Genomic DNA, 25716 nt, shown 5'->3' with positions numbered 1-25716 from the left:
AGATACCGGTGATCGAGATCGATCTAGTTGTTGATGATCTCGAAGATCAGGCCGGTGGCGATGGCGGCCAGCACGTAGTCGTTGCCGGCGCGGTACCAGTAGTAGCCGCGGGGCGGCTGGCGCAGGTGGTAGCGGCCGTAGTCGTGCACGACGTAGCCGCCGCCGCGATAGTAGGGCGGCAGGTAGCCGCCGCGGCGCCAGGCGCTGTAGCCCGGGCGATAGTCCGGACGGCCGTAATAGTGGCTCGGCGGGGCGCCGTAGTACCAGCGGTCGCGGTAGTAGTAGCCGTTGTAGCGGCGGTCGTCCCAGCGGCTGTGGCGGTCGCCGCGACGGTCGTCACGACGGTCCCAGCGGTCGCCGCGGCGATCATCGCGACGATCCCAACGGTCGCCGCGGCGGTCGTCGCGACGGTCCCAGCGATCCTCATGGTGGCCGCGGCCTTGAGCCGAAGCATCCGTGGCGACGGCGGCCATCGGGCCCGCGACCGAGGCCACGGCGGCGATGGTGAGCAACAGACGTTTCATGTGTACGTCTCCTTGTGGTCAGCGGTCGCCTGGAGGCGGCCTAATCCCTCGACCTTGGAAACAAGATTGATCCCCGGCGCCTGAACCGTCGCTGAACGGTCATGTCAGGATGGATATTGGCGTTGCGCGCGCGCATGGCCATGTTCCGTGTCACCAAGACCGACATCAGGGAGTCGCGTGCATGACCAGTCCTATCGAGCTGCACTATTGGCCCACGCCCAACGGCTGGAAGATCTCCATCGCGCTGGAGGAGATGGGCCTGCCCTACGAGATGATTCCGGTGAACATCGGCACGGGCGAGCAGTTCAAGCCGCAATTCCTGGCCATCAGCCCCAACAACCGCATGCCGGCCATCGTCGACCCGGAAGGTCCCGACGGCCAGCCGATCTCGGTCTTCGAGTCCGGGGCCATCCTGCAGTACCTCGGCCGCAAGACCGGCCAGTTCTACGGGCAGGGCGAGCGCGACCGGGTGAACATAGACCAGTGGGTGATGTGGCAGATGGGAGGCCTTGGCCCCATGGCCGGCCAGACCCACCATTTTCGTCAGTACGCGCCTGCGATCATCGCGGACCAAAGGCAGCTGGCCTACGGCGCGATCCGCTACACCAACGAGACCCACCGCCTTTACGGCGTGCTGGAGAAGCAGTTGGCCGGGAAAGATTTCGTCTGCGGCCAATTGTCCATCGCCGACTTCGCCATCTGGCCCTGGGTCGTGCCGTGGAAGAACCAGGGCATCCAGATCGAGGAGTTCCCGAACATCAAGGCCTGGTTCGAGCGGCTGAACGCGCGCGAGGCCGTGCAAAAGGGCTTCAAGCTTGGGGCGGAGCTGCGTTCCAGCGGCCTGCAAGCGTCTGGAAAAGCTGCCGAAGAGGCGCGCAAGGTTCTGTTCGGCCAGCGGGCCCGTTAACCACCCGTATACCCGTGTTTATCGGGTGTTACTTCAATGATCGAGGCGTGTTGTCGCGCCTCGATTCATGATCTCTGCGCGCTTAACTATATGTTCAGCGAGCAAGGTTTTCTCTGTGTTCATGGCCGAGCTGGACCACTGGGGACCGGCCGGAAGGACTGGGGAATTGAAGTCATGATGATGAGCATCGAACCGCCCGCCGCCGTGATGGGCCTGCCGCTGCCGAGCGCCGAATCCACCGGCGACGAACTGTTCCGCATGGGCATGCTGTATTCGACCGGCCAGGGCGGCGCGCCGCTGGACTACGTCTCGGCCCACATGCTGTTCAACCTGGCCGCCATGCGCGGTTCGGTCGAAGCCAAGGTCTATCGCAAGGAGCTGTCGCAGGAGATGGCCAGCGAAGACGTCGCCGAAGCCCAGCGCCAGGCGCGCCAATGGCTGGCTCACGGCTGAACCACGGTTCAGCCGTTTCTACTCTCGGGCCGGACGCTCTCTGGATCCGGCCGTGACTTTCCAGCTCAGTTGCTGAAGCCGTTGATGGCGTAGCTGAAGCTGATCGGCAGCAGGTCTCGGAAATACTGCTGCATGAACAGGCCCGTCTCCGCCGCCCCGCTGCGCGGCACGTAGACGATGTCGAAGCGGCGAAGCGGCACCAGGTCCGCGCCGCGCGGGTCGGTCAGGCCCTTCAGAAGGTCCGCCGTCCGCATCATGGCCCGCCCGTCGGGGCCGCGCCGGATGATGATCACCTGGCTGCGCTTGGACGAGCTCTTGAACCCGCCGGCCTGGATGACGGCCCGCAGGGCGTCGCCGTCGCCGGCCATGTCGTAGACGCCGGGATTGCCCACTTCGCCGCCGACGAACACCTTCAGCGGCGCCGTCGCCTTCACCGCCACCTGCACCTGAGGGCGCAGCAGCTGCTGGCCATAGGCCTGGGTCAGCGAGCCCTCGAGTTCCTCGATCGTGCGGTCGGCGGCCATCACCGGGCCGACCAGCGGCAAAGCGACGCGGCCGTCGGGCTGAACCACCACCGACTTATTAAGCTCCGTGGCCGAAGGTACGGTCACCTCCAGCTCGTCGCCCGGATAGAAGCGATAGGCGGGCTCGCTCTCGCTCCAGTCGGCGTAGCCGATATTGGGGAACTGGCCGGTAGGCCGGGGGGCGGGCGTCAGCGGCTCGCCGTCGACGTGGCCGCAGGCCGAGAGGCCGGTGCTCGCGAGCACCAGGGCCAGGGCGGTGGAGAGAGCGATGCGCCGATCCATGCGACGACTCTTACCAAACATAGGTAACCAAACCTTAAGCCCGGAAGCCCCAGGGTCGTGTGGAAGTTTGGACCTATTGGATTCGCATGTCGACGAGCGCCTGGACAAGCGTGCCGCACGACCCGCCGTCGCGACGCGACTGGGCGGCGCGGGCCCGCTATGCGCCGACCGACTTCATCACCCTGCTGTGGCGTGAACGCTGGCTGATGCTGGGCGTGTTCCTGGTGATCCTGTTCCTGGGCGCAGCCTTCGCCTTCACGCTCAAGAAGTCCTACACCGCCAGCTCCAGCCTGTTCGTCCGCCTGGGCCAGGAATATGTCTACGAGCCGCGCGCCGGTGACGCCGCCCGCGGCGCGGTGCCCGACGTCGACCAGGTGATCCAGTCGGAAAGCGAGATCCTGGGCAGCGGCGAGCTGCGCGAGCGGGTGATCCGCAAGCTGGGCTTCGCCACCGTGTTCCCGGAAGGCGCGGCCAAGTACGCCGCGGCCAATCCCGAGCAGAAGCGCAAGATGATCGCCCAGGGGCGCGACAGCGTCGGCCGCAGCCTGAAGATCGAGACCGCGCCCGACAACTCGATCATCCGCCTGTCGTACCAGCACCAGGACCCGGAAACGGCCGAGAAGGTGCTCAACACCCTGCTGGAAGAGTACCTGATCTATCGTCGCAGCCTGCTGATCAACGACGACGACAAGGTGCTGGCCCGCCAGCGCGACAATTTCGAGCAGCGCCTGGCCGAGACCGACACCGCCTATCAGGCCTTCCTGCAGACCAACGACATCGGCGATTTCACTGCGCAGAAGACGGCCCTGACCCAGCTTCAGGCCCAGGTCGAGGCCCAGAAGTATTCGATCGACGCCCAGCTGCAGGACCGCCAGGGGCGCCTGGCCGCCGTGCAGGCCGAGCTGGCCCGTACGCCGTCCGAAGCCGTGCTCTATCGCGACCAGGACATGTCGGCCTCGAGCAAGCTGGCCCAGCTGAAGCTGGACCGCGAGGGCCTGTTGGCCCGCTACCTGCCCAACGCCCAGCCGGTGCGCGACATCGACGCCCAGATCGCCCAGCTGGAGCAGGGCGTGGCCAGTGGTCGCACCAACGGCGAAGGCGCGCGCCGCAGCGGTCCCAACCCGATCTGGCAGACCCTGCAGTCGACCCGCAACGACCTGTCGGCGGAAGTCGCCGCCCTGCGCGAGTCGCAAGGCGCCTACGCCCTGCAGGTGCAGGAAGTGAACGAACGCCTGCTGCGCCTGGCCCAGCTGGAGCCGCAGTTCAACCAGCTGACCCGCGACCGCGACGTGCTGTCGGCCAATGTCCGCGACTTCACCGTCAAGGAGCAGCAGGACGAGGCCCAGCGCCAGATGTCGGCCGAGAGCAGCGACAACATCCGCATCGTCCAGCGCGCCGTGGCGCCGTCGGAGGGCAAGAGCCTGAAGAAGCCGGTGCTGGTGCTGGCCTTCCTGTTCGCCGCCTTCACCGCCGCCTGCGCGGGCCTGGTGCGGATGCTGCTGCGTCCGGGCCTTCAGACCCCGGCCTCCGCCTCGCGCACCCTTGGCCTGCCGGTCCTGGCGACCGCCGGCGTCAAGCGCGCGGCTTGAGCGTTTGTCATTGGAATTCTGAGACGAAAACCTCGTCCTTCGACAGGCTCAGGATGAGGTTTTTCTACTAAGCGAGCCTGGGAAATGGGCCTCATCCTGAGCTTGTCGAAGGACGAGGGCCATGCACTGAGCTTGAATGCCCGCCCCCCATGCAGACTGGGCGATTTGGTCGCCTTTCGCGCGAACATGGTTAGGCATTAGTTTCAACGGTCTTCAACGCGCGGCGATTCGGGCGAATGGTGGATTTGAACGTGGAAATGGCGGAACTGTGGGGGTCGCTAGGCGCCCCTGCGGCCGGCCGTGCGCACGTCGTCCAGTTCGTGTCGGCCCGGCGCGGGGAGGGGACCTCGACGGTCGCCCGCGAGTTCGCCCGCTTCGCCTCCAGGCGCGCCGGTCGCCGGACGTGGCTGATCGACCTGGATCTCACCACCTCGCCGCAGTACCAGGCCATCGCCGCCGACCCCGAACGCTATGGTCCGCTGGGCTCTGGCGCGGCGGCCAGCCCCGATGGCTCGATGTTCTTCACCGTGCAGCCGCCGGCCCCCCGTCCCGACGGCGGGGTGTGGCCCGACGCCAAGTATGTCGCCGCCCACAGCGTCGGCGGACCGCGCCTGTGGGTCACCCGCTTCAAGCGCGAGGCCCTGCGCGGCCGCCAGAAGGCCCACATCCTGCCGGGCGTGGAATACTGGGCCGCGCTGCGCCGCCACGCCGAGATCATCGTCGTCGACTGCCCGTCGGCCGACAGTTCGCAGGCGGCCCTGACCATCGCCCAGCACATGGACCAGACGGTCCTCGTGGTCAGCGCCCAGGAGGCCGACGTGCGGCCGCCGGGCCTGCTGCGCGACGCCCTGGCCTCGGCCGGCGGCCGCTGCGCCGGGGTGTTCTTCAACCAGGCCTCGGTGACGCCGCCGAGCTTCCTGCGGGCCATCCTGCCGTGACCTCGTCCTACGGCGGACCGGTCAGCGTCGCGCCGCCGAGGCTCCTGTTTCCCCAGATCGCCATCTTCACCGCCGCGGTGTTCCTGCTGCTGCTCTACAGCGGCGGCTGGGAACTGCCGCTGGTGGGCGAGAACGCCGACGAGGCCGGCTCGGCCATCCTGCGGGTCGCCTACCTGCCGGCCTATGCGGCGGGTTTCGGCCTCATCGCTCTGGACCCGCGCAACAGCTTCCGGGCCAGCGTACGCCAGCCGTTTCTGTTCGCCCTGATCGGCATCGTCTGCCTTTCGACCTTCTGGTCGATCGCGCCCGACGTCACCACCCGCCGCGCCTTTGCGGTGACCTGCACGACGCTGGGCGGCGTCGCTTTGGCCGCACGCTTCCGCTGGCGGGAACTGGCCGAGGTGTTCGCCGCCACCTTCGCGGTGCTGATCGTGGCCTCCTACGTCGTCTGCATCGCCGTGCCGCGCATCGGGGTGATGACCGAGCTGTTCCCCGGCGCCTGGCGCGGCCTGTGGCGCGAGAAGAACGGCCTGGGCGGCATGATGGCCTTCGGCTTCTGCATCGTCTCGGCCGCGGCGCTGCTGAACCCCAAGCGGGCCAGGCTGTGGTGGGGCTTCGCCGTCCTGGCGATCGGCCTTGTCCTGATGTCGACCTCGAAGACCTCGCTGGTGTCGTTGATGCTGGGCGTGGCGGCCCTGGGCTTCGTGCTGATCGCCCGGCGCGGCCCGGCGGCGGGCACGGCGGCGACCTGGACGGCCGTGACGGGCTTTGGCCTGTTGATCGCCTTCGTCGTGCTGGCTTCGGACGTGTTCTTCGCCATCCTCGGCAAGGACGCCACCCTGACGGGCCGCACCAAGATCTGGAGCGCGGCGCTGGTCGAGATCCAGGAGCGTCCGTGGCTGGGCTTTGGGTACCACGCCATCTGGGGCGACAAGAGCGGCTGGGGTCCGTTCGCCTGGATCAGCAAGAACGCCGGCTTCCAGGCCCAGCACGCCCACAATTCCTGGCTGGAGCAGTGGCTGGGCATGGGCCTGTTCGGCATGGCCGCCTGGGGCCTGTTCTACATCCAGACCATGACCCTGGCCCTGATCGCCGTGTTCCGCGACCGCGGCGCCTTGCTCGCCTTCCCGTTCCTGGTCGTCTACAGCCTCGTGGCCCTGACCGAGAGCATCGCGGTGGCCTACAACGACTTCCGCTGGGTGCTGTTCGTGGCCCTGGCGGTGAAGCTGGCGTTCCCGGACCGGGAGCTGGAGCGGTAGGAGGAGCGTGCGCTTGCGTCAGGCCTCTAGCCAGCAACCTCCACGATATTCAATCGATCCGGTTCCAAACGTGTCGCGATCGCGCCCAATCCCGGTCGAGGCCAAATATCCTCTTCATAAGACGCATGATTTTCTCTGAGGCAATATAAAGAATTCCGGCGAGCGCGCCGTGAATTATTGCGTTCTGAAGGCGTGAAATATCAAACCGCTCAAGAGTTGTGGCCAGCAGGTCGTATGCGAAGATAGAGAGTATGAAGCAAAGTATGGCCGCCAGGGCCTTGACCGCCATTCTCTTTATTCGCATCGGCTAGATCCTCGACCACATCGCCGGCCGCTCGGGCGTCTTGCCCAGCCGGTCCAGCGTGGCCGAGCGCAGGGCGACGATCCCGCCTTCCAAGGCTCGCCAGGCTTTCATCCGTCCACTGACGACCACGCGCTCGTCCCAGGCCGCGGGGCCGGCCGAGACCACGTCCAGGCCGATCTGGCGATAGACGCCGCACGCTGCGGCGATGGCCCAGGCCGAGCGGACAGGCAGGTCGCGCAGGCCCCAGCGGGCCGAGGCGTAGTAGGGCTCGGCGGCCTCGACCAGGCGGCGGGCGAGGGCGGCGACATCGGCGCGGCGGGCCGGGTCGGTCAGCTGCTCGACCGGCAGGTTCAGTTCGTCCAGCCAGGCGCGGGGGACGTAGACCCGGTCGTTGCGGGCGTCCTCGACGATGTCGCGGGCGATGTTGGTCAGTTGGAAGCCCAGGCCCAGGTCCTGGGCCCGGCGTAGGGTGGCGAGATCCGAGGCCGGCACGCCCATGACGATGGCCATCATCGCGCCGACCACGCCGGCCACGCCCCAGCAATAGGACAGCAGGTCTTCCAGCGTCTCGTAGGTGCGGCCTTCGACGTCCATCGCGAAACCGTCGATCATGTCGAGGGCATAGCGCTCGGGAATGCCGCGCCGCAGGGCCACGGTCTGGAAGGCGGCGAAGACCGGATCGGTCGGCGTTTGACCGGCCAGGGCGCTGCGGGTCTGGGCGTAGAGGGCGGCGAGGCGCGCCGGGGCGTCGGCCACGGGGCTCATGCCGTGGCCCAGGGTCTGGCCGTCGATGACGTCGTCGCAGTGCCGGCACCAGGCGTACAGCATCTCGGCGTCGGCGCGGGTCTGGGCGTCGAACAGGGCGGCGGCGGCGGCGAAGCTCTTGCTGCCCTTCTGGATGGCTTCCCGGCTTTGCGCCTCGATGTCGGTCGCTTCCAGCGCGCTCATTCGGCCGCCGGAGCAGCGGTGGCGAAGTCGTCGATCATCAGGCCGGCTGTCGCCTTGGCGCTGCCCACCACGCCCGGGATGCCCGCGCCCGGATGGGTGCCGGCGCCGACGAAGTAGAGGTTGGGGATCACGTCGTCGCGGTTGTGGGTGCGGAAGAAGGCGCTCTGGGTCAGGATCGGCTCCAGCGAGAAGGCCGCGCCCTTCCAGGCGTTGAGGTCCTTCACGAAGTCGTCCGGCGTGATGAAGCGGCTGGTGACCAGGTCAGCGGTCAGGCCCGGAATGTAGTGCTTTTCCAGATAGGCTAGGATGCGGTCGCGGTATTTCGGCCCCTCGACCGACCAGTCGATGTCGGCGGTCTCGAGGTTTGGCACCGGCGACAGGGCGTAGAAGGTCGAGCAGCCCTCGGGAGCCATGGCCGGGTCGCTGGCGGTGGGGTGGTGCAGGTAGAGCGAGAAGTCCTCGGCCAGGGCGTTCTTGCCGTAGATTTCGCCGATCAGCTCCCGGTATCGATTGCCGAAGCAGATGGTGTGGTGGCGGATCTCGGGATGCTGGGTCTTGAGGCCGAAATAGACCACGAACAGCGACGGGCTCCAGCGCTTGTTCTCCAGCGCCTTGCCCACCTTCTGGCCGCGCGGCTCCTCGCGCAGCAGGTGGCGGTAGGTGTGCATGACGTCGGCGTTGGAGGCGACGGTGTCGAAGGCCTCGAAGCCTTCCTTGGTCACCACGCCCGTGACCCGGCCCTCGCGCACGGCGATGCGCTCGACGGGGTGGGAGAGATGCAGCTTGCCCCCCAGGTCGGTGAACAGCTTGGCCAGGGCCCGCACCAGGGCGTGGGTGCCGCCGCGCGGGAACCAGACGCCGCCGCGGCGTTCCAGGGCGTGGATCAGGGCGTAGATCGACGAGGTGGCGAACGGACTGCCGCCGACCAGCAGGCTGTGGAACGACAGGGCCTGGCGGACATGCTCGTCCTTCACAAAGCCGGCGACCTTGTCATAGACGCTACGCCAGGCCTGGAGCTTCATCAGGGCCGGGGCAGAGGCGATCATGCTGCCGAAGTCGAGGAACGGCACCGCCCCCAGTTCGACATAGCCTTTCTGATAGAGCTCCTCCGAATAGGCGTGGAAGCGGCGGTAGCCCTCGACGTCGGCCGGGTTGCGGGCGGCGATCTGGCGATCCAGGCCCTCCTGGTCGTTGACGTAGTCGAAGACGTCGCCGTCTTCCCAGAGCAGGCGATAGAACGGATCGACCGGCAGCAGGTCGACATAGTCGGCGATGTCTCGGCCCGAGAGCGCGAACAGCTCCTTCAGGCAGTCGGGATCGGTGACGACGGTGGGGCCGGCGTCGAAGGTGAAGCCTTCCTGCTCCCAGACATAGGCGCGACCGCCCGGCTTCTCGCGGCCTTCGTACAGGGTGACGTCGAAGCCCTGTGATTGCAGGCGCACCGCCAGCGACAGGCCGCCGAAGCCGGCGCCGATGACGGCCGCCTTGGGACGGGGCGGGACCGGGGCGTGGGCGTTCATGCGTCTTGTCCTCCGAACACGGAACTCTCGCTTATGCACTTCATGGCCGCCGGGATAGGCACCGGCGGCTTGCCGATCAGCACCCGCGCCTTGTCGCGCCAGGTCAGGCGCGCCGCATAGAAGCGCTGAATGAGCGGGACCGATAGTCGGTAGAACCGCTCCAGCACCCGATAGCGCTCTTCCGGCGCGCAGGCGCGGAACAGCATGCGGTTGAGCAGGCGCAGGAAGCTACGCTTGCGCCAGGTCGCCTTGGAATGGGCCTCGACGCAGGCGCGGACGCTGGCGCTGGTGATGCGGGGCAGGGCGGCGATCTTGTCGGCCAGCCGGGCGGCGTCGGGCAGGGAATAGCCGGTAGTCGGTTGGAACAGCGCCGCGCGCAGGCCGACCTCCGCCACCTGCGGCCGGGCTTCGCGCCAATAGGCGTCTATGTCGCCGCCCAGGGCGATGGGCAGCACGCCGTGTTCCTCGCGTTCGACGGCCTCGATGGTCCAGCCCTGGCCCTTGGCGTAGTCGGCGATGGCGGCGCCCAGCGAGGCGCGGTCTAGGCTGGGGCCGTCGCTGTAGCGGGTGTCCTCGATCAGCAGGCGGTGGGTGTCGAGCGGCAGGACGTAGACGAAGCGGTAGCCGTCGGTCTGCGGCACCGTGGCGTCCATGATGATCGGGGCGGTGAGGCCATGGGGCGCGGAAAGGCGCAGGTCCTGGCCGACGAACTTCTGCCAGCCGAGCGCCAGGCGCTTGCTGCGGCGGGCGCCGCGGCCGTCGATCACCGCGCCGGCGACGATGCGGCGGCCGTCGGCCAGGGTCACCTGGTGCGGATTGACGTCGACGACGGCGACGCCCGTCCAGGCGTCGGGGCCCAGGATGCGGGTCACCACCTCGTGCAGGCGGCGCGAGGTGATGGCGAGGTAGGGCGTGGGCAGGCGGCGGCTGTGGGCGGGGAAGCGCACCTCGTAGCCGGTCCAGCGATGCACGATCAGCGGCCGCAGCCAGCCGCCGATGGCCGCGTCGACGTCGGTCTCGAAGTGGCACCAGGTGTGCTCGCCGCCGATGGTGGGCTCGCGCTCCAGCAACAGCACCCCCAGGCCTGGCCGCAGCGCCTTGAGGCGCAGGGCGACCAAGCTGTTGGCCAGTCCGCCGCCCACCAGGACGACGTCGGCGCGAAGCGCGGCGGAAGCGGATTCCATCGTTCTGGCTCTAGCACGAAAGAACGACGCTCACGCCAGCGCTATGACGCAAAGCGGCCGCCCGTTTGGGCGTTGCACCCAGGCGGGCGAGACGTTAGGGGAGCGCGCACAGGAGCGCCCCCACATGTCAGAAGCCGCCATCATCGACGGGAAGGCCTTCGCCGCCCGCCTGCGCCAGACCATCGCCGCCGACGTCGCGGCCCTGAAGGCCGAGCACGGCCTGACGCCCGGCCTGGCCGTCGTGCTGGTGGGCGAGGATCCGGCCAGCCAGGTCTATGTGCGCAGCAAGGGCGAGCAGACCCTGGAAGCGGGCATGCACTCCGAAACCCATCGCCTGCCGGCCGACACCAGCCAGGCCGAACTTCTGGCCCTGGTCGAGCGCCTGAACGCCGATCCGGCCGTGCACGGCGTCCTGGTGCAGTTCCCGGTGCCCGACCACATCAGCCAGGCCGCCGTGGTCGCCGCCATCTCGCCCGACAAGGACGTCGACGGCCTGACCGTGGCCAACGCCGGGCGCCTGGCCAGCGGCCTGCCGGCCCTGACGCCCTGCACCCCGACCGGCTGCATGATGCTGCTGCGCGACCAGCTGGGCGAGCTGTCGGGCAAGCGCGCCGTGGTCATCGGCCGCTCGAACCTGATGGGCAAGCCGATGGCCCAACTGCTGCTGGCCGCCGACTGCACCGTCACCATCGCCCACTCGCGCACCAAGGACCTGCCGGCGGTCGTGCGCGAAGCCGACATCGTCGTGGCCGCCGTCGGTCGCGCACAGATGGTCAAGGCCGACTGGGTCAAGCCCGGCGCGGTGGTCATCGACGTGGGCATCAACCGCATCCCCAAGGAAGACGGCAAGACCCGCCTGGTGGGCGACGTGGCCTTCGACGAGGTCAAGGCCGTGGCCTCGGCCATCACCCCGGTGCCCGGCGGCGTGGGCCCAATGACCATCGCCTGCCTGCTGGCCAACACCGTGCTGGCCGCCAAGCGCCTGAACGGTATCGGGGAGTAGGGCAGGCAGGCCGGGCGGCCGGCGCCGGCGCGCGATCTCTGTACGGCTTGCGCCCTAGGGGTGTATGGTCAAGCTTTGATCCCTGGTCTTCGGAAGCCATCATGCGCCTGCTTTGTCTTGCTCTTGTCGCCGCCCTGAGCGGCCTGGCCACCGGCGCGCAGGCGTCGGTCGCGGAGGCCGGAACCATCAGCGAGATCGTCTCCTTCGGGGACGGCGGGATCGTCTTCTTCAATCACAGCGGGACGCGCACCAGCCTGCCGACCTGCAACAACGCGGTTCTTCCCCAGCGCTGGGCGATCAACACCAGCACGGCCGCCGGTCAGGCCCGTCTCGCCGTCCTGTTGTCGGCCTATGCCATGAACAAGAAGATCTGGATCGAAGGAACCGGTTCCTGCAGCCTCTGGAACGACACCGAGACGGTCAACTATTTCGTCGTCAAGGACTGAGGTTCCGCCAAAAAGAAGAAAGCCGGGGCGAGGGCCCCGGCTTTCTTCTTTTCAGAGCTCGACGACGGCTCAGCCGGCCAGGTATTCGGCGACCCGGCCTTCAAGTTCCAGCGCCAGGGCGCGGCCCACGGGGTGCTCGTCGGTCTTGATGTCGTCGCGGACGCAGGCCTTGATGGCGTCGATGTGACCATCGACCAGGAACATCGGCGCCTGCAGGCGGGTGGCGGGGTCGTCGATCAGCTTGCACAGCGAGGCGGCCAGGCGGGTGATCAGCGGAAATTCGTAGGTGGCGCCCAGGCCCTTAAGGTCGTGGGCGCGCAGGTAGAGGGTCTCGACCGTCTGGGCGTTGAGGCCGTCGGCGCGCACGCCCTGGCGGGCGGCTTCCAGCTTGACGATCTCGTCGTTGAGCCACTGGGCGAAATTGCCCGACAGGCTCTTGAGCGCGGCTTCGGCCTTGGCGATCGCGGCCATGTCGATGCCGCCGCGTCCGCCCACCTTGAGCTTGAGCATATTCGGCACCTGGATCACCTCAGCGGTGGGCTTGTTCATCGGGTCGCCTCCCCGTCGGCGTTACTTAGGGAACGGTCACACGACAGGCGTTAACAATGAGTGAGACGAAGGTTTCACTCCACAGGCCCGTGTCGGGTTTCCGACGTTCCCGGCTAGGCCGAGAACTGTTCTGTCAGTACGCGCTCCTCGAGACTGCGGCCCGCGTCGAACAACATCGACAGGGTCGAACCCCGGTCCTCGGAGATATGCACCTCGACGACGTCGCGGACCTCGTAGTTGTCGGCCACGGCGCTGACGGGTCTCTTATCGCATTCCAGGACCTCGAACGTCACCCTCGCGCTCTGCGGCAAAAGCGCGCCCCGCCACCTACGCGGGCGGAAGGCGCTGATCGGGGTCAGGGCCAGCACCCGTGCGTCGAGGGGGATGATCGGCCCGTGCGCCGACAGGTTGTAGGCCGTCGACCCCGCCGGCGTGGCCACCAGGGCGCCGTCGCAGACCAGTTCGCCCATCCGCACCTTGCCGTCGATCGAGATGCGCAGCTTGGCCGTCTGGCGGGTCTGGCGCAGCAGCGAGACCTCGTTGATCGCCAGGGCCCGGTGCTGGCGACGGCGCGAGTCGATGGCGACCATGGCCAGCGGATGGATGACGGCGCGCTCGGCGGCGTTGATGCGCCCCAGCAGGTCGTCCTCGCTGTATTCGTTCATCAGGAAGCCGACCGAGCCGCGGTTCATGCCGTAGATCGGCTTCTGGTTCAGGATGGTCTCGTGCAGCATTTCCAGCATGAAGCCGTCGCCGCCGAGGGCCACGACGATCTGGGCGTCGTCGCCGGCGTCGCCGTAGCGGGCCGTCAGGCGCTCGCGGGCCTCCTGGGCTTCGGGGCGGTCGCTGGCCTTGAAGGTCAGGCGAGTCGAGTACGGCTGGGCTTGGAACATGCCGCCCCAAGTGGCGGGATCGCCGCCTGCTTGTCAAACGGCGGTCTCGCCGGCTCCGTCAGGCGGCGCTGACGGCCTGGCGGAAGGCCATGGCGGCGATGTCGGGGCGGAACGGGCCGAAGGCGCCGCTGGCCTTGCGGGCGGCTTCGGCGCCGCCGCCGGGGCGGCCGCCGTTCAGTTGGCGGACGTGCTCGAGGATGGTCGGAAAGACGCTGCGGTCGATGCCGACGGCCGAACAGGCCAGGGCGAGAAGTTCGGGGCGATTGCTGTCGATGGCGCGGCGCACCTGCCGCACGTCGAAGCGGCCAAGGCGCGCCATGGCGAAGACGAAGAGGGGCAGGCGGCCCTCGCGCAGCACGCGCAGCAGGTAGCCGGGGCGCAGCTGGCCGGCGGCGTCGAGCTTCTCGACCAGCGCCGCTTCCATCTCCTCGCGGTCGGCCTCGTCCTCGACGGCGAGCGCCGCGGGGGCGGAGGGCAGAAGACCCAGATGCGCCGCGTGGGTGGCTTCGTCGACGGCGGCCTGCATCCTGGCGGGATCGAGGTCGAAGCGGCCGGTGAGGGCTTCACGCAGGGCGCGGCCGACCCATAGATAGAGTTGCTCGGCCAGCAGGGGCGACAGGCCTGGATGGCGGGCCAGGGGCGAGCGCAGGGCCACGACCTCCTTGGCCTGGGCCACGAGGCGACCCATGGCGTCCTGGTTGATCTCGGCGCTGGCGTTGCCGGCCAGGGCGGTCAGCACGGCGGGCTCGCTCTGAGACAGGATGGCCTCGACCACCGGGGCGCGCAGGCCGGGGCGGCGGGCGACCTCGATCTGGTGCTCGAGGGTGGCCTGCACCAGGAGGCGGATCAGGTCGTGGTCCTGCAGCACCGGGCTGCGGGCGATGATCGGGCGGGCGATCTCTATCTCGTCGAGGGCCAGGATGTTGACCAGGGCCGACGGGGCCCAGCTCGCATCGGCCAGGCGTTCGGCCAGCCGCTGGCGGATGTCGCGCTCGGCTTCGACCACCAGGGTCATGAAGATCGAATCGAGCAGGACCTGAATCTCGGGCGCGGCCGGCTTGCCTTGCGCCTCGCCGGTTTCACAGAGGTCGACGATGCCGGCGAGCAGGCGTTCGCGGTCTTCCGGCTCGCGGCTGCGGGCCAGGGCAAGAAGCTCGGCGGTCTGTGCGGCTTGGCTCACGACCCTCCTCGGGCGCCAAACGGGACTGTGGCTACCTTGGTGTTCCCAGATGAAAACATGCTTAAACAGGTCAAGCCACGGAACCCGGAGACTAGCGGCGCTCTGTCGCAGGTGAAACCGGGGATGTGAAAGAGGAAACGCGTATGGGGCGAGCACTGATCCTGGCTCTGGACCAGGGAACGACCAGCACTCGGGCCATCCTGTTCGACCACGAGGGCCGGGCGGTCGCAGAAGCCGGACGCCCGCTGCGCCAGAGCTATCCCCATGACGGATGGGTCGAGCACGACGCCGAGGAGATCGCCGCCGCCTGCGTGGCGGTTATCCGTGAGGCGGTCGAAAAATCCGGCGCGGACCTCGACGAGGTCGCGGCCCTGGGCATCACCAACCAGCGCGAGACGGTGGTGGTCTGGGACAAGGCCACGGGCCGCCCGATCCATCCGGCCATCGTCTGGCAGGACCGCCGCACCGCCGAGGCCTGCGAGAAGCTGCGCAACGAGGGCAAGGAAGCACAGGTGAGCGCCGTCACCGGCCTGCTGCTGGACCCGTATTTCTCTGCCACCAAGATCGCCTGGCTGCTCGACAACGTGCCCGGCGCCCGGGCACGGGCGCAGGCGGGGCAGTTGCTGGCCGGCACCATGGACACCTGGACGATCTGGAAGCTGACCGGCGGCGCGCGCCACGTCACCGACGCCACCAACGCCTCGCGCACCCTGCTGTTCGACATCCAGGCCCAGGACTGGTCGGACGAGATGCTGGAACTGTTCGGCGTGCCCCGCTCGCTGCTGCCGCAGGTGCTCGACTGCGCCGCCGACTTCGGCGAGGTCGGCGCCCAGGTGCTAGGCCGGCCGCTGCCGATCCGCGGCGTGGCGGGCGACCAGCAGGCGGCGCTGATGGGGCAGGGGTGCATCCGTCCGGGCGAGATGAAGGCCACCTACGGCACTGGCTGCTTCATGCTGCTCAACACGGGCGTGACGCGTCCGGTCTCGGCCTCGCGCCTGCTGACCACGGTGGCGGCGCGGGTGGACGGCCAGGCGACCTATGCCCTGGAAGGCTCGATCTTCGTGGCCGGCGCGGCGATCCAGTGGCTGGGCGAGGGGCTGGGGATCACCGGCGGCCCACGCGCGGCCGAGGCTCTGGCCCGGGCGGCCAAGGCCGACCACGGCGTCGTCGTCGTGCCGGCCTTCACGGGCCTCGGTGCGCCCTGGTGGGACGCCAAGGCCCGGGGCGCGATCTTCGGCCTGACCCGCGACGCCGGCCTGCCCGAGATCGCCGCAGCCACCTACGACGCCTGCGCCCTGCAGAGCCGCGACCTGATCGAGGCCATGCGCGCCGACGCGCCCGACGCCTTTCTGGGCGAGGCCCAGCTGCGCATCGATGGGGGCATGTCCAAGAGCGCCTGGTTCAGCCAGCGCTTGGCCGACCTGACCGGCCTGCCGGTGGCCCGCTCCAGCTACCAGGAGACCACGGCCCTGGGCGCGGCCCTGTTCGCGGGGCTGGGGGCGGGGCTCTACGACTCGCTGGAGGCGGCCGCCCAGGCGCGTCCTTCGGCCGAGGACTTGAAGCCCGCCATGGCCGTCCACGCCCGCGAGGCGGCCTATGCCCGCTGGCTGGACGCGGTGCCGCGCGTCCGCTCCTGAAACGTCAAATCGCGCTTCGCGCTGCGAAAGGCGTCTCGCCAACCTGGGCGGGCATTGCTATGACATCGCTGTCATAAGCAAGAACCAAAAAGGGAGGCCTCGACGCATGACCGCGACGCGCCGCACCGTCACGCTGGCTCTGGGAGCCGGCGCCGCCATCGCCGCCGGAGGCCTTTCCATGTCCGCTCACGCCGCCGCCCCGACCCTGGGCTCCATCCGTCGCCTGTCGCCGGCGCTCGACGCCGTGGTCGCCCCCGACGCCAAGATCGAGAAGCTGGCCGAGGGCTTTACCTGGTCGGAAGGGCCGGTGTGGGTGAAGGACGGCCAGTACCTCGTCTTCTCTGACGTGCCGGCCAACATCATGTACCGCTGGAGCCGGAAGGACGGCAAAAGCGTCTTCCTGTCGCCCTCCGGCTATGACGGTCCGCCGACCAAAGTCTTCCGCGAGCCGGGCTCGAACGGCATGGCCCTGGACGCCAAGGGCGACCTCTTGGTCTGCAATCACGGCTACCGGGCGATCACGAAGCTCGATTTGAAGACCAAGGCTCGCTCGGTCGTCGTCGACCGCTACCAGGGCAAGCGCTTCAACAGCCCCAACGACCTGGCCGTCGCCAAATCGGGCGCGATCTACTTCACCGATCCGCCCTACGGCCTGGAAGGGCTCGACGCCTCGCCGGTCAAGGAGCTGAGCTTCAATGGCGTCTACCTGCTGCGCGCCGACGGCTCGCTGGCGGTGGTCGACGACAAGCTGACCTTCCCCAACGGCGTTGCCCTGAGCCCGGACGAAAAGCGCCTCTACGTGGCGGTGTCGGATCCGAATGGGCCGGTGATCATGGCCTACGACCTGGGCGCCGACGGCCTGCCGACCTCGCGCAAGGTGTTCTTCGACGCGGCCGCCCTGCACAAGGCCGGCGGTCCTGGCCTGCCCGACGGCATGTGCCTGGACACCGAGGGGCGGCTCTACGCCACCGGTCCGGGCGGCGTGCTGGTGATCACCCCGGCGGGCGAGCTGATCGGGGTCATCGAGACGGGCGGCCCGATCGCCAACTGCGCCTTCGGCGAGGACGGCAAGACGCTGTTCCTGACCGCCGACAAGACTCTGGCGCGGGTGCGCCTGAAGACGACCGGACTGGTCTACTGAAGTGTGAATTCCTCGCCTTCGACAGGCTCAGGGTGAGGAATTCAGAGCGAGCGCCGAGCCAGCACTAGCCCTCATCCTGAGCCTGTCGAAGGACGAGGGCGCTCCACGAACGGAGGCTATTTTGATGAACAAGCGCACGTTCCTGCAGGTCGGCCTCGCCGCCTCGGCCATGGCGGCCACGGCGCCCGCCGAGGCCCTGGCCCAGGCCAAGGCCGAGGGCCGCAAGCTCGGCTACGCCATGCTGGGCCTGGGCTATTACGCCACCCAGATCATCATGCCGCGCTTTGCCGAGTGCGAGCACTCGAAGCTGACGGCCCTGGTCAGCGGCACGCCCGACAAGCTCTCCAAGTACGGCGCCCAGTACGGCGTTCCGGAAAAGAGCCGTTATTCCTACGAGACCTTCGACCGGATCATCGACGATCCGACTGTCGACATCGTCTATGTGGTCACGCCCAACAGCCTGCACCGCACTTTCACCGAGCGGGCGGCCCGCGCCGGCAAGCACGTGATGTGCGAAAAGCCGATGGCGACCTCGGTCGCCGACGGCGAGGCGATGATCGCCGCCTGCAAGGCCGCCAAGCGCAAGCTGATGATCGGCTATCGCAGCCGCTTCGAGCCGCACAATCTGGACGCCATCGCCCTGGCGCGCGGCGGGGCGCTGGGTTCGGTGGCGACCATCGTCGCCGACCACGGCTGGACGGCTTCGGATCCGAACATGTGGCGGGTGAAGAAGGCGCTGTCGGGCGGCGGCAGCCTGATGGACATCGGCATCTACAGCCTCAACGCCGCCCGCTACCTGACCGGCGAGGAGCCGATCGCGGTCAACGCCATGGAGTCGACAGATCGCTCCAATCCGGTGTTCGCCGAGGTCGAGGACACCATCAATTTCCAGCTGCTGTTCCCCTCGGGCGCGACGGCCAACTGCGTCTCGACCTACAGCGCCAACTGCAACCGCTATCGCGTGTCCGGCCCCAAGGGCTGGGTCGAGATCGATCCGGCCACCAGCTACGAGGGCCAGACAATGCGGGCCAATCTCGACGGCCAGGCGAAACCCCGCACGCCGCCCGCGGTGAAGAAGAGCCAGTTCGCCGGCCAGCTCGACCATCTGTCGGAGTGCATCCTTACCGGCCGCGATCCGATCGTGCCGGGGGAGGAGGGGGTGAAAGACCTGCGGATCATCGAGGCCATCTACAAGGCGGCCCGCGAAGGCCGGACGGTGAAGCTGTAATGCGCCGCCTGATCCTCGCCGCCGGCGTGACGCTGGCTCTGCCGGCCATGGCCTGCGCCCAGCAGCGGGTGGCGCTGTGGCCCAACGGTGCGCCGGGCTTCGAGGCCCGCAAGGCCATCCCAGAACAGTCGGCGGAATACTGGGCCAAGTCGATCAACGACCCGTCGGTGATCGCCTACCTGCCGCCGGCCGACAAGGCCACGGGCGCAGCGGTGATCGTGCTGCCGGGCGGCGGCCACAAGATGCTGGTCATCCACCCGGAAGGGACCGACGTCGCCAAGGTGCTGAACCCCATGGGGGTGGCGGTGTTCGTGCTGAAGTACCGCCTCAGCCAGGAGGAGGGCTCGCCCTACACGATCGACCACGCCCGCCAGGATGCGGTGCGGGCGGTGCGGCTGTTGCGTTCGCGCTCTGCCGAGTTCGGGGTGGATCCCAAGAAGATCGGCCTGATGGGCTTTTCCGGCGGCGGCGAGGTGGTGGATCTGGCCGTCTACGGCTCGACCGCCAAGGATCCCAAGGTCGACGCCGTGGATGCGGTCAGCGGTCGGCCCGACTTCCAGGTGCTGATCTATCCCGGCCCTACGGGCATCCCCGACAAGATCCCGGCCGATACGCCGCCGGCCTTCATCCTGGCGGCCGACGACGACGCGTGCTGCTCGGCCCCGCCGGTGGAGCTGCTTGCGAAGTTCCGCGCCGCCAAGGTTCCGGTCGAGTTCCACCTGTTCCAGAGCGGCGGCCACGCCTTCAACATGGGCTTCCGCACCGACAAGGCCGCGATCAAGGTCTGGCCGGAGCGGCTGCGCGACTGGCTGGCGGATAATGGGTGGCTGAAGCGGTAGGAACTGCCCCCGCTCTCTTCCTTGCCTTCCTGGGCCTTGTGCCCAGGATCCATCGTTCAACTGCTCAGACCGATGTCGATCGGCCAAGGTCTGAGCGGTCGCCGGCATGGGCCCTCGCCACAAGGGCGAGGGAGGCGGGTTTGGGTAGGGCTATGTGCGTAGTTCCCTCAGTCCGCCGCGTCCACGTAAGCCTTCACCCGCGCGAACAGCTCCTCGAACATCGGCGTCGTCAGCCGCCCCGTGTTCGTGTTGAGCCGCGAGCAGTGATAGCTGTTGAAGATGCGGTAGGGGCCGGCCTGGAACTCCGAGCCGTGGCCCGGGATGCCGGCCGAGGCCTTCAGCCCCAGGGTCTTGAGCACATTGCGCCGCGAGACGTCGCCCAGGGTGACGATGGCCTTCAGGTTCGGGAACATGTCCAGCCGCGCCTTGAGGAACGGCCGGCAAGTGTTCTCCTCGCTGGTCTCGGGCTTGTTGCCGGGCGGGGCGCAGCGAACGGCGTTGGTCACCGCGCTGCCGACCAGCTGCAAGGAGTCGTCGATCCGAGCCTCGAACTTGCCGGTGGCGAAGCCGTACTTGATCAGGGTCTCGTAGAGCAGTGTGCCGGCATAGTCGCCGGTGAAGGGGCGGCCGGTGCGGTTGGCGCCCTTGCGGCCGGGGGCCAGGCCCACGACCAGCAGCCGCGCGTCCTTGTCGCCGAACGAAGGGGCCGGGCCGTTGAAATAGTCCGGATAGAGCTCCTGGTTTTCGCGGCGATAGGCCACCAGGCGCGGGCACAGCGGGCAGTCGCGCGGCGGCTCGGCCGGGGAGGGGACGACCTCGCCGGCGATGTTGGAATGCTGCATGTCGTCGGCCCTTAGTATTCGTCTTCGGCTTCGCGCTCGGCCGGGGTGCGCTGGTCGGCCGAGGTGTAGCGCTGTTGCGGCGCGCGTTGCGGGCGGCCGATGATGTTTCCGAGGTCGTTGAGGTCGACGAAGTTGTCGGCCTGGCGGCGCAGGTCGTCGCTGGTCATCGGCGGCTGGCTCTTCATGGTCGAGACCACGGTGACCCGACGGCCCTTGCGCTGCACGGCCTCGACCAGGGCGCGGAAATCGCCGTCGCCCGAGAACAGCACCAGATGGTCGACCGTTTCGGCCATCTGCAGCATGTCGACCGCGATCTCGATGTCCATGTCGCCGCGCCAGCGCTTGCGGCCCTGGCTGTCGGTGTATTCGCGGGCCGGCTTGGTCACCAGGGTGAAGCCGTTGTAGTCTAGCCAGTCCACCAGCGGACGGATCGGCGAGTAGTCGTCGTTCTCGGCGATGGCGGTGTAGTAGTAGGCGCGCACGAGCAGGCCGCGCTTCTTGAACTCGTCGAGGAGCTTTCGATAGTCGATATCGAAGCCCAGCGCCTTGGCGGCGGAATAGAGGTTGGCGCCGTCGATGAACAGCGCCAGCCGCTCGGTCGGATAGAAGGTCACGGGTCAAATTCCTTGAAAAATCGGCTGGATAAAAATGGTCCGGACGCGACCGTGGTCGTCGCCCTCGGCTGTAATCTGCCCGGAGCCTACACGAGTCGCGAGGCTCTGTTGGAGGCCGCCGTGGCGGCCCTGGCGGGCGAGGGGATGGCGGTGGTCGCCCGTTCGGGCTGGTGGACCTCGGCCGCCTGGCCCGATCCGACCGGACCGGCCTATCTGAACGGCGTCGTGCTGGTGGACACCGATCTGTCGCCGGCCGAAGCGCTGGCGGCTCTGCACCGAGTCGAGGCCACGTTCGGCCGCGCCCGGTCCGAGCGCAACGCCGCCCGCACCCTTGATCTCGACCTGATCGCCCATGGACGCACGGTGACGGACGGCAACCTGGTCCTGCCCCATCCTCGCGCCCACGAGCGGCTGTTCGTCATGGGGCCGCTGGCGCAGGTGGCGCCGGACTGGATCCATCCGGTGCTGGGAGAGAGCGCCGCGGCGCTGGCCGCCAACGCCAGCGTGGGGGCGGACGCAAAGCCCCACCACCCGTAAAATCCCCGCGAAAGCGGGGACCCAGGCTTTTTCTGAAACCTGGGGCGCTCGACGACAAAACACCTGGGTCCCCGCTTTCGCGGGGATTTTACGGAAGGGTGGTGTAAGGCTCGTTCGCCAAACCAAGCCTCACCACCGTTCCGACTGGACTTTGCTTTTCGGAAAAGGCATACACGCCGCCTCGCGAAAGCTGGGTGACAGCCGAAGCGGCGTTGCGTGACGCCGCACGGAGCCCTATTTTGAGAGACCTTACGGTCAGCCCGAGGAATTCATGGCCCGCGTCACCGTCGAAGATTGCGTCGAGAAGGTTCCGAACCGCTTCGCGCTCGTCCTGCTGTCGGCGCACCGCGCCCGTGGCATCTCGGCCGGTGCGGCCCTGATGGTCGATCGCGACAACGACAAGAACCCGGTCGTCGCCCTGCGCGAGATCGCTGACGACGTGATCGATCACGAGGGGCTCAAGGAGCACCTGATCACCACGCTGCAGCGCGTCGACGAGCACTCGGAAGCCGAGGAAGAGGCCGAAACCCTCGCCCTGCTGGCCGATCCGACCCACATGCAGATGAGCGAACTGGAACTCGTTCGCGCGCTGCAAAGCGACCGCGACGGCGGTCAGGAGGAGCGGTACTGAGCCCCGACGGCGCAGACCCTCTAGCTATCGAAGCGGCGTTCGCCGCCGCTCCGTCCGAACGCGCGCCCGAATCCTCTCCTCCGCCTGGAGGGGAATCGGGCGCGTCTTCGTCTGAGCCCCAGGCCGCAGCGCCCGAGGCTCCGCCGGCGCCCAAGCCGCGCAAGTTCCTTCGCCAGTACGAGCTGATCGAGCGGGTCCACGCCTACGACCCGACGGCCGACGAGGCCCTGCTCAATCGCGCTTACGTCTTCGCCATGCGCATGCATGGCAGCCAGACCCGCGCCAGCGGCGATCCCTACTACGCCCACCCGATCGAGGTGGCGGGCATCCTCACCGAGTATCGGCTCGACACCGCGACCATCGTCACGGCGCTGCTGCACGACGTGATCGAGGATACGCCGGTCACCAAGGAAGAAATCGGCAAGCTGTTCGGCGAGGAGATCGCCGAACTGGTCGAGGGCGTCACCAAGCTCTCGAAGCTGGAGCTCCAGGCCGAGCACACCCGCCAGGCCGAGAACCTGCGCAAGTTCATCCTGGCCATCTCAAAGGACGTGCGCGTCCTGCTGGTCAAGCTGGCCGACCGTCTGCACAACATGCGGACGCTGCACTTCATCAAGAACCAGGCCAAGCGCGAGCGCATCGCCCGCGAGACGCGCGACATCTACGCGCCCCTGGCCCGCAATATCGGCTGCCACCGCATCTGCACCGAGCTGGAAGAGCTTTCCTTCCAGCACACCAACCCGGTCGCCCGCGACGCCATCGTCCGGCGCCTGGACGCCCTGCGCGTCGAGCAGGGCGGGGCCGTGACCCTGGTGAATCAAGAGATCATGGCGCGCCTGGAGACGGCCAACCTGCCGGCTCGGGTCTTCGGTCGCGAAAAGTCGCCCTATTCGATCTGGCGCAAGCTGCAGCGCAAGTCGATCGGCTTCTCGCAGATGTCCGACATCTACGCCTTCCGCGTGATCGTCGACAGCGAGGAAGACTGCTACCGCGCGCTAGGCGTGGTGCACCGGGCCTGGTCCAGCGTGCCCGACCGCTTCAAGGACTTCATCTCGACGCCCAAGCGCAACAACTACCGCTCGCTGCACACCACCGTGGTGGGGCCGCGCGGCATGCGCATCGAGATGCAGATCCGCACCGAGGCCATGGACCGCGTCAACGAAGAGGGCGTGGCCGCCCACTTCCGCTACAAGGACGCCTCGTACGGGCTCGACCTGGAAGGCATGGAGGCCGCCGGCGGTCGCGACCCGCTGGCCAACCTGCGCCAGCTGGTGCAGGTGCTCGAGCACGGCGGCGACAGCGAGGAGCTGGTCGAGCACGCCAAGCTCGAGATGTTCCTCGACCAGGTGTTCGTGTTCACACCCAAGGGCAAGCTGGTGAGTTTGCCCCGAGGCGCGATGCCGCTCGACTTCGCCTACGCCGTCCACACCAGCGTCGGCGACACCTGCATCGGCGTGAAGATCAACGGCGAGCTGAAGCCCCTGCGCACCATCCTGACCAACGGCGACGTGGTCGAGGTGATCCGCGGCTCCAAGCCCGTGGTGCCGCCGGACTGGCGCTCGCTGACGGTGACGGGCCGGGCGCGTTCGGCGATCCGCCGGCATATCCGCCAGACCGAGAAGGAAGAGTTCCTGCGCCTGGGCCGGGTGTCGGTCGAGCAGATCTTCGAGCGCGCCGGAAAGAACCTCAAGGACGTGTCGCTGCGCCCGATCCTCGAACGCTTCGCGCTGGAGAGCGAGGAGGCCCTGTTCGACGCCGTCGGCCGCGGCCGGGTTACGCCCAGCCAGGTGCTTGAGACGGCGTTCCCCGGCATGGTCGACGCCGACCGCGAGGCGGCCACCGCCCGCCGCAAGATCGAGGGCGGCAAGGGCGCGCGGCTTTATGTGCGCGGCGGCGGGCTCACCCCCGGCGTCTCGCTGCACTTCGCCCATTGCTGCAGCCCGGTGCCGGGCGACCGCATCGTCGGCATCCTGCGCGAGGATGGCGAGGGCCTGGACGTCCACACCATCGACTGTCCGAAGCTGGCCGAATACGAGGACCGCGAGGATCTCTGGCGCGATCTGAACTGGACGCCCGAGGCCGAGCGCGACACCGTCTCGCTGGCCCGCCTGCACGCCACCATCGGCAATGCGCCAGGCGTTCTGGGCCAGGTCTGCACGATCATCGGCGAGGCGGGCGGCAACATCGTCAACCTGCGCATGCACCACCGGCAGAGCGATTTCTTCGACACCGACATCGACGTCGAGGTGCGCGACGCCAAGCACCTGACCAACATCTCGGCGGCGCTGCGCACCTGCCCGTCGGTCGAGACCGTGGACCGGACGCGGGGCTGAGACCTATCGGTTCACCTGAATGACGGTGATGCTGCAATCGCTGTCTTCAACGCCGAGATTGATAGTCTTGCCACTGGCGAAGGCCGTCATGATCGCCGAGTAGATCGCATTGACGTTACCGGCCTTGGCGGTCGCGTCGGCGCCGCGCGCATGCCACTTCAAATACGATCCCGCAGCGCAGGCGCCGGCTGGCTTGTCGATCTGTATCGCGATGAAATCGGGCATGTAGGTCGGCTCGACCAAGATGACGTGGCTGTTGTTCACCGAATGGGTGGCAGCATGGGCAGGCATTTGAAGCGCGATAGCCAGGAGCGCGGTGGTAAGCAGGGTGTAGCTGAGCTTGAGCATGGGATTCCACGAGGATGGCGATTCTCCTCGGGGTGTAGCTTGAGTTTTTGGGACTATCCAGGGTGGAGTCTCGCCTGAAGTATCCCCCAGGCGAGATCCTTGCTCGTCTCAGGCCGCCGCCTTGGCCGGCTGCTCGATCCAGAGGCCGAAGCCCACGGCCAGACGGTTCCAGCCGTTGATGACGTTGATCATCAGGGTCAGCTTGACCTGCTCTTCCTCGCTGAACTGGGCGGCAAGCGCGGCGTGGGCGGCCTCGTGCGTGTGGCCCTCCGACAGGCGGGTCAGCGCTTCGGTCCAGGCCAGGGCGGCGCGTTCGCGCGGGGTGTAGCAGGGCGCCTCGCGCCAGGCCGACAGCAGGTAGATGCGCTGCTCGGTCTCGCCCTGGGCGCGGGCTTCGACCGTGTGCATGTTGATGCAGTTGGCGCAGGCGTTGATCTGCGAGGCGCGGATCTTGACCAGTTCGACCAGTCTGGGCTCCAGGCTGGCGGCGATGGTGGTCGAGGCGGCGAACCACGACTTCATCACGGCGGGAGCGGCGGCGAAGGGATCGAGCTTGGCGGTCATGGCGGGTCTCCTTTCAAGAGGGTTGCGCCGTCATGACGAGGCGAGCGCCGCGCATGTGACGCGGCCCGTCGAAAAAAGTTCAGTTCGCGCCGCGCAGGGCCGCCACGGCGTCCTGCGTCGCCTGGGTCAGGGGCGAGGGCAGGGCGTCCAGCGCGAACCAGCCCCAGTCGGCGATGGCGTCCGGCTCCTGGATCGCCGGCTCGCCCACGCAGCCGTCGGCGCGGTAGGTCACGGCCAGCCAGTGGCTGTCGGCCGTGATCATGTCGGTGACGGCCAGCACCGGGCCGGCGACGATCTCGATGCCCAGTTCCTCGCGGATCTCGCGCTCGGCGCAGGTCCGGCCGGGTTCGCCCCAGTCGAGCTTGCCGCCCGGCTGGCCCCAATGGCCGGCTTCCGGCTGACGGCGGCGCTGGACCAGCAGGATGCGGCCCTGGCCGTCGATGATGGCCGCGCCGCAGCCGACACGAGGGCGGGGAGGGGAGTCGTTCATGGCCGCTGT

The 25716-nt window shown here is 68.1% G+C and carries 28 protein-coding genes; 14 read left to right on the top strand and 14 right to left on the bottom strand.

Going from position 1 to position 25716, the window contains the following annotated elements; all coding sequences use genetic code 11:
• Positions 1 to 23 precede the first annotated feature (23 nt).
• The gene (locus ACODR1_RS13160) at positions 24 to 524 is read right to left on the bottom strand and encodes an RcnB family protein (RefSeq protein ID WP_488880849.1); all 501 of its coding nucleotides are present in this window, start codon (positions 522 to 524) and stop codon (positions 24 to 26) included.
• Positions 525 to 705: 181 nt separating this feature from the next.
• Between ACODR1_RS13160 and ACODR1_RS13155 the strand changes: the two genes are divergently transcribed.
• Together ACODR1_RS13155 and ACODR1_RS13150 are read left to right on the top strand one after the other, a co-directional pair.
• Positions 706 to 1431, top strand: a complete 726-nt coding sequence (locus ACODR1_RS13155) for a glutathione S-transferase family protein (protein WP_488880848.1) — start codon at positions 706 to 708, stop codon at positions 1429 to 1431.
• A 174-nt stretch (positions 1432 to 1605) separates the two neighbouring features.
• Positions 1606 to 1884, top strand: a complete 279-nt coding sequence (locus ACODR1_RS13150; protein ID WP_101717625.1) for an SEL1-like repeat protein — start codon at positions 1606 to 1608, stop codon at positions 1882 to 1884.
• A gap of 65 nt (positions 1885 to 1949) precedes the next feature.
• Here ACODR1_RS13150 and ACODR1_RS13145 read toward each other — a convergent pair whose 3' ends face one another.
• Complete coding sequence (locus tag ACODR1_RS13145) at positions 1950 to 2690, bottom strand: polysaccharide biosynthesis/export family protein (protein ID WP_488880847.1); 741 nt, start codon at positions 2688 to 2690, stop codon at positions 1950 to 1952.
• 86 nt (positions 2691 to 2776) lie between these two features.
• Between ACODR1_RS13145 and ACODR1_RS13140 the strand changes: the two genes are divergently transcribed.
• The 3 genes from ACODR1_RS13140 (at position 2777) to ACODR1_RS13130 (ending at position 6476) form a co-directional block, all read left to right on the top strand.
• Positions 2777 to 4279, top strand: a complete 1503-nt coding sequence (locus ACODR1_RS13140) for a GumC family protein (RefSeq protein ID WP_488880846.1) — start codon at positions 2777 to 2779, stop codon at positions 4277 to 4279.
• Between the two features lie 236 nt (positions 4280 to 4515).
• The gene (locus ACODR1_RS13135; protein ID WP_101717628.1) at positions 4516 to 5217 is read left to right on the top strand and encodes a P-loop NTPase family protein; all 702 of its coding nucleotides are present in this window, start codon (positions 4516 to 4518) and stop codon (positions 5215 to 5217) included.
• Positions 5218 to 5261: 44 nt separating this feature from the next.
• Positions 5262 to 6476 carry an O-antigen ligase family protein gene (locus tag ACODR1_RS13130; protein WP_488880928.1) on the top strand — a complete coding sequence of 405 codons (1215 nt, stop codon included), beginning with the start codon at positions 5262 to 5264 and terminating at the stop codon, positions 6474 to 6476.
• A gap of 49 nt (positions 6477 to 6525) precedes the next feature.
• Here ACODR1_RS13130 and ACODR1_RS13125 read toward each other — a convergent pair whose 3' ends face one another.
• From ACODR1_RS13125 to crtY, 4 genes are read right to left on the bottom strand one after another with little or no spacing between them, the layout of a single operon-like run.
• Positions 6526 to 6765, bottom strand: coding sequence for a hypothetical protein (locus ACODR1_RS13125; RefSeq protein ID WP_488880845.1), 240 nt, complete (start codon positions 6763 to 6765; stop codon positions 6526 to 6528).
• An 18-nt stretch (positions 6766 to 6783) separates the two neighbouring features.
• Positions 6784 to 7728 carry a phytoene/squalene synthase family protein gene (locus tag ACODR1_RS13120; protein WP_488880844.1) on the bottom strand — a complete coding sequence of 315 codons (945 nt, stop codon included), beginning with the start codon at positions 7726 to 7728 and terminating at the stop codon, positions 6784 to 6786.
• Positions 7725 to 9248, bottom strand: coding sequence for a phytoene desaturase (locus tag ACODR1_RS13115; RefSeq protein ID WP_488880843.1), 1524 nt, complete (start codon positions 9246 to 9248; stop codon positions 7725 to 7727). Before ACODR1_RS13115 ends, ACODR1_RS13120 begins: the two co-directional genes overlap by 4 nt.
• Positions 9245 to 10432, bottom strand: coding sequence for a lycopene beta-cyclase CrtY (gene crtY, locus ACODR1_RS13110; RefSeq protein ID WP_488880842.1), 1188 nt, complete (start codon positions 10430 to 10432; stop codon positions 9245 to 9247). The genes ACODR1_RS13115 and crtY overlap by 4 nt, the downstream gene beginning before the upstream one ends.
• Before the next feature lie 124 nt (positions 10433 to 10556).
• On the opposite strand from crtY, the gene folD reads away from it, so the two are divergent.
• Together folD and ACODR1_RS13100 are read left to right on the top strand one after the other, a co-directional pair.
• Positions 10557 to 11435: a bifunctional methylenetetrahydrofolate dehydrogenase/methenyltetrahydrofolate cyclohydrolase FolD gene (gene folD / locus ACODR1_RS13105; RefSeq protein WP_488880841.1), complete on the top strand. Its 879-nt coding sequence runs from the start codon at positions 10557 to 10559 to the stop codon at positions 11433 to 11435.
• A 101-nt stretch (positions 11436 to 11536) separates the two neighbouring features.
• A complete protein-coding gene (locus tag ACODR1_RS13100; RefSeq protein WP_488880840.1) occupies positions 11537 to 11881 on the top strand; it encodes a hypothetical protein in 345 nt (114 codons plus the stop codon).
• A 69-nt stretch (positions 11882 to 11950) separates the two neighbouring features.
• On the opposite strand, the gene ACODR1_RS13095 is transcribed toward ACODR1_RS13100, so the two are convergent.
• The 3 genes from ACODR1_RS13095 to ACODR1_RS13085 all read right to left on the bottom strand — a co-directional run bounded on the left by ACODR1_RS13095 (position 11951) and on the right by ACODR1_RS13085 (position 14503).
• On the bottom strand, positions 11951 to 12430 hold the full coding sequence (locus ACODR1_RS13095; protein WP_101717633.1) for an Hpt domain-containing protein: 480 nt from the start codon (positions 12428 to 12430) through the stop codon (positions 11951 to 11953).
• 113 nt (positions 12431 to 12543) lie between these two features.
• A complete protein-coding gene (locus ACODR1_RS13090) occupies positions 12544 to 13323 on the bottom strand; it encodes an NAD kinase (RefSeq protein ID WP_101717634.1) in 780 nt (259 codons plus the stop codon).
• A 58-nt stretch (positions 13324 to 13381) separates the two neighbouring features.
• On the bottom strand, positions 13382 to 14503 hold the full coding sequence (locus ACODR1_RS13085; RefSeq protein WP_488880839.1) for a DUF2336 domain-containing protein: 1122 nt from the start codon (positions 14501 to 14503) through the stop codon (positions 13382 to 13384).
• A 143-nt stretch (positions 14504 to 14646) separates the two neighbouring features.
• Here ACODR1_RS13085 and glpK point away from each other — a divergent pair, with 143 nt between their 5' ends.
• The 4 genes from glpK to ACODR1_RS13065 all read left to right on the top strand — a co-directional run bounded on the left by glpK (position 14647) and on the right by ACODR1_RS13065 (position 19348).
• Positions 14647 to 16140 (top strand): glycerol kinase GlpK, encoded by a 1494-nt coding sequence (glpK, locus tag ACODR1_RS13080; protein ID WP_488880838.1) that lies wholly within the window; start codon positions 14647 to 14649, stop codon positions 16138 to 16140.
• A 106-nt stretch (positions 16141 to 16246) separates the two neighbouring features.
• On the top strand, positions 16247 to 17281 hold the full coding sequence (locus ACODR1_RS13075; protein WP_488880837.1) for an SMP-30/gluconolactonase/LRE family protein: 1035 nt from the start codon (positions 16247 to 16249) through the stop codon (positions 17279 to 17281).
• A gap of 124 nt (positions 17282 to 17405) precedes the next feature.
• The gene (locus ACODR1_RS13070) at positions 17406 to 18509 is read left to right on the top strand and encodes a Gfo/Idh/MocA family protein (protein WP_488880836.1); all 1104 of its coding nucleotides are present in this window, start codon (positions 17406 to 17408) and stop codon (positions 18507 to 18509) included.
• A complete protein-coding gene (locus tag ACODR1_RS13065; RefSeq protein WP_488880835.1) occupies positions 18509 to 19348 on the top strand; it encodes an alpha/beta hydrolase in 840 nt (279 codons plus the stop codon). The genes ACODR1_RS13070 and ACODR1_RS13065 overlap by 1 nt, the downstream gene beginning before the upstream one ends.
• A gap of 167 nt (positions 19349 to 19515) precedes the next feature.
• On the opposite strand, the gene ACODR1_RS13060 is transcribed toward ACODR1_RS13065, so the two are convergent.
• Both ACODR1_RS13060 and ACODR1_RS13055 read right to left on the bottom strand, forming a co-directional pair.
• Positions 19516 to 20190: a uracil-DNA glycosylase gene (locus ACODR1_RS13060; RefSeq protein WP_488880834.1), complete on the bottom strand. Its 675-nt coding sequence runs from the start codon at positions 20188 to 20190 to the stop codon at positions 19516 to 19518.
• A gap of 11 nt (positions 20191 to 20201) precedes the next feature.
• Positions 20202 to 20804: a LabA-like NYN domain-containing protein gene (locus ACODR1_RS13055; protein ID WP_488880833.1), complete on the bottom strand. Its 603-nt coding sequence runs from the start codon at positions 20802 to 20804 to the stop codon at positions 20202 to 20204.
• A gap of 51 nt (positions 20805 to 20855) precedes the next feature.
• On the opposite strand from ACODR1_RS13055, the gene folK reads away from it, so the two are divergent.
• The 3 genes from folK (at position 20856) to ACODR1_RS13040 (ending at position 24305) form a co-directional block, all read left to right on the top strand.
• On the top strand, positions 20856 to 21341 hold the full coding sequence (gene folK, locus ACODR1_RS13050) for a 2-amino-4-hydroxy-6-hydroxymethyldihydropteridine diphosphokinase (protein WP_488880832.1): 486 nt from the start codon (positions 20856 to 20858) through the stop codon (positions 21339 to 21341).
• Positions 21342 to 21612: 271 nt separating this feature from the next.
• Positions 21613 to 21972 carry a DNA-directed RNA polymerase subunit omega gene (gene rpoZ, locus ACODR1_RS13045; RefSeq protein WP_058350513.1) on the top strand — a complete coding sequence of 120 codons (360 nt, stop codon included), beginning with the start codon at positions 21613 to 21615 and terminating at the stop codon, positions 21970 to 21972.
• A 182-nt stretch (positions 21973 to 22154) separates the two neighbouring features.
• Positions 22155 to 24305 (top strand): RelA/SpoT family protein, encoded by a 2151-nt coding sequence (locus ACODR1_RS13040; RefSeq protein WP_488880927.1) that lies wholly within the window; start codon positions 22155 to 22157, stop codon positions 24303 to 24305.
• A 3-nt stretch (positions 24306 to 24308) separates the two neighbouring features.
• On the opposite strand, the gene ACODR1_RS13035 is transcribed toward ACODR1_RS13040, so the two are convergent.
• The 3 genes from ACODR1_RS13035 to ACODR1_RS13025 form a co-directional block, all read right to left on the bottom strand.
• Positions 24309 to 24653, bottom strand: a complete 345-nt coding sequence (locus ACODR1_RS13035) for a hypothetical protein (RefSeq protein ID WP_488880831.1) — start codon at positions 24651 to 24653, stop codon at positions 24309 to 24311.
• 108 nt (positions 24654 to 24761) lie between these two features.
• Positions 24762 to 25217: a carboxymuconolactone decarboxylase family protein gene (locus tag ACODR1_RS13030; protein ID WP_488880830.1), complete on the bottom strand. Its 456-nt coding sequence runs from the start codon at positions 25215 to 25217 to the stop codon at positions 24762 to 24764.
• Between the two features lie 79 nt (positions 25218 to 25296).
• Positions 25297 to 25707 (bottom strand): NUDIX domain-containing protein, encoded by a 411-nt coding sequence (locus tag ACODR1_RS13025; RefSeq protein ID WP_488880829.1) that lies wholly within the window; start codon positions 25705 to 25707, stop codon positions 25297 to 25299.
• Between the last annotated feature and the right edge of the window lie 9 nt (positions 25708 to 25716).

The sequence above is a fragment of the Caulobacter sp. FG7 genome (assembly GCF_057808875.1).
This window is presented reverse-complemented; position numbering and strand designations above follow the sequence as displayed.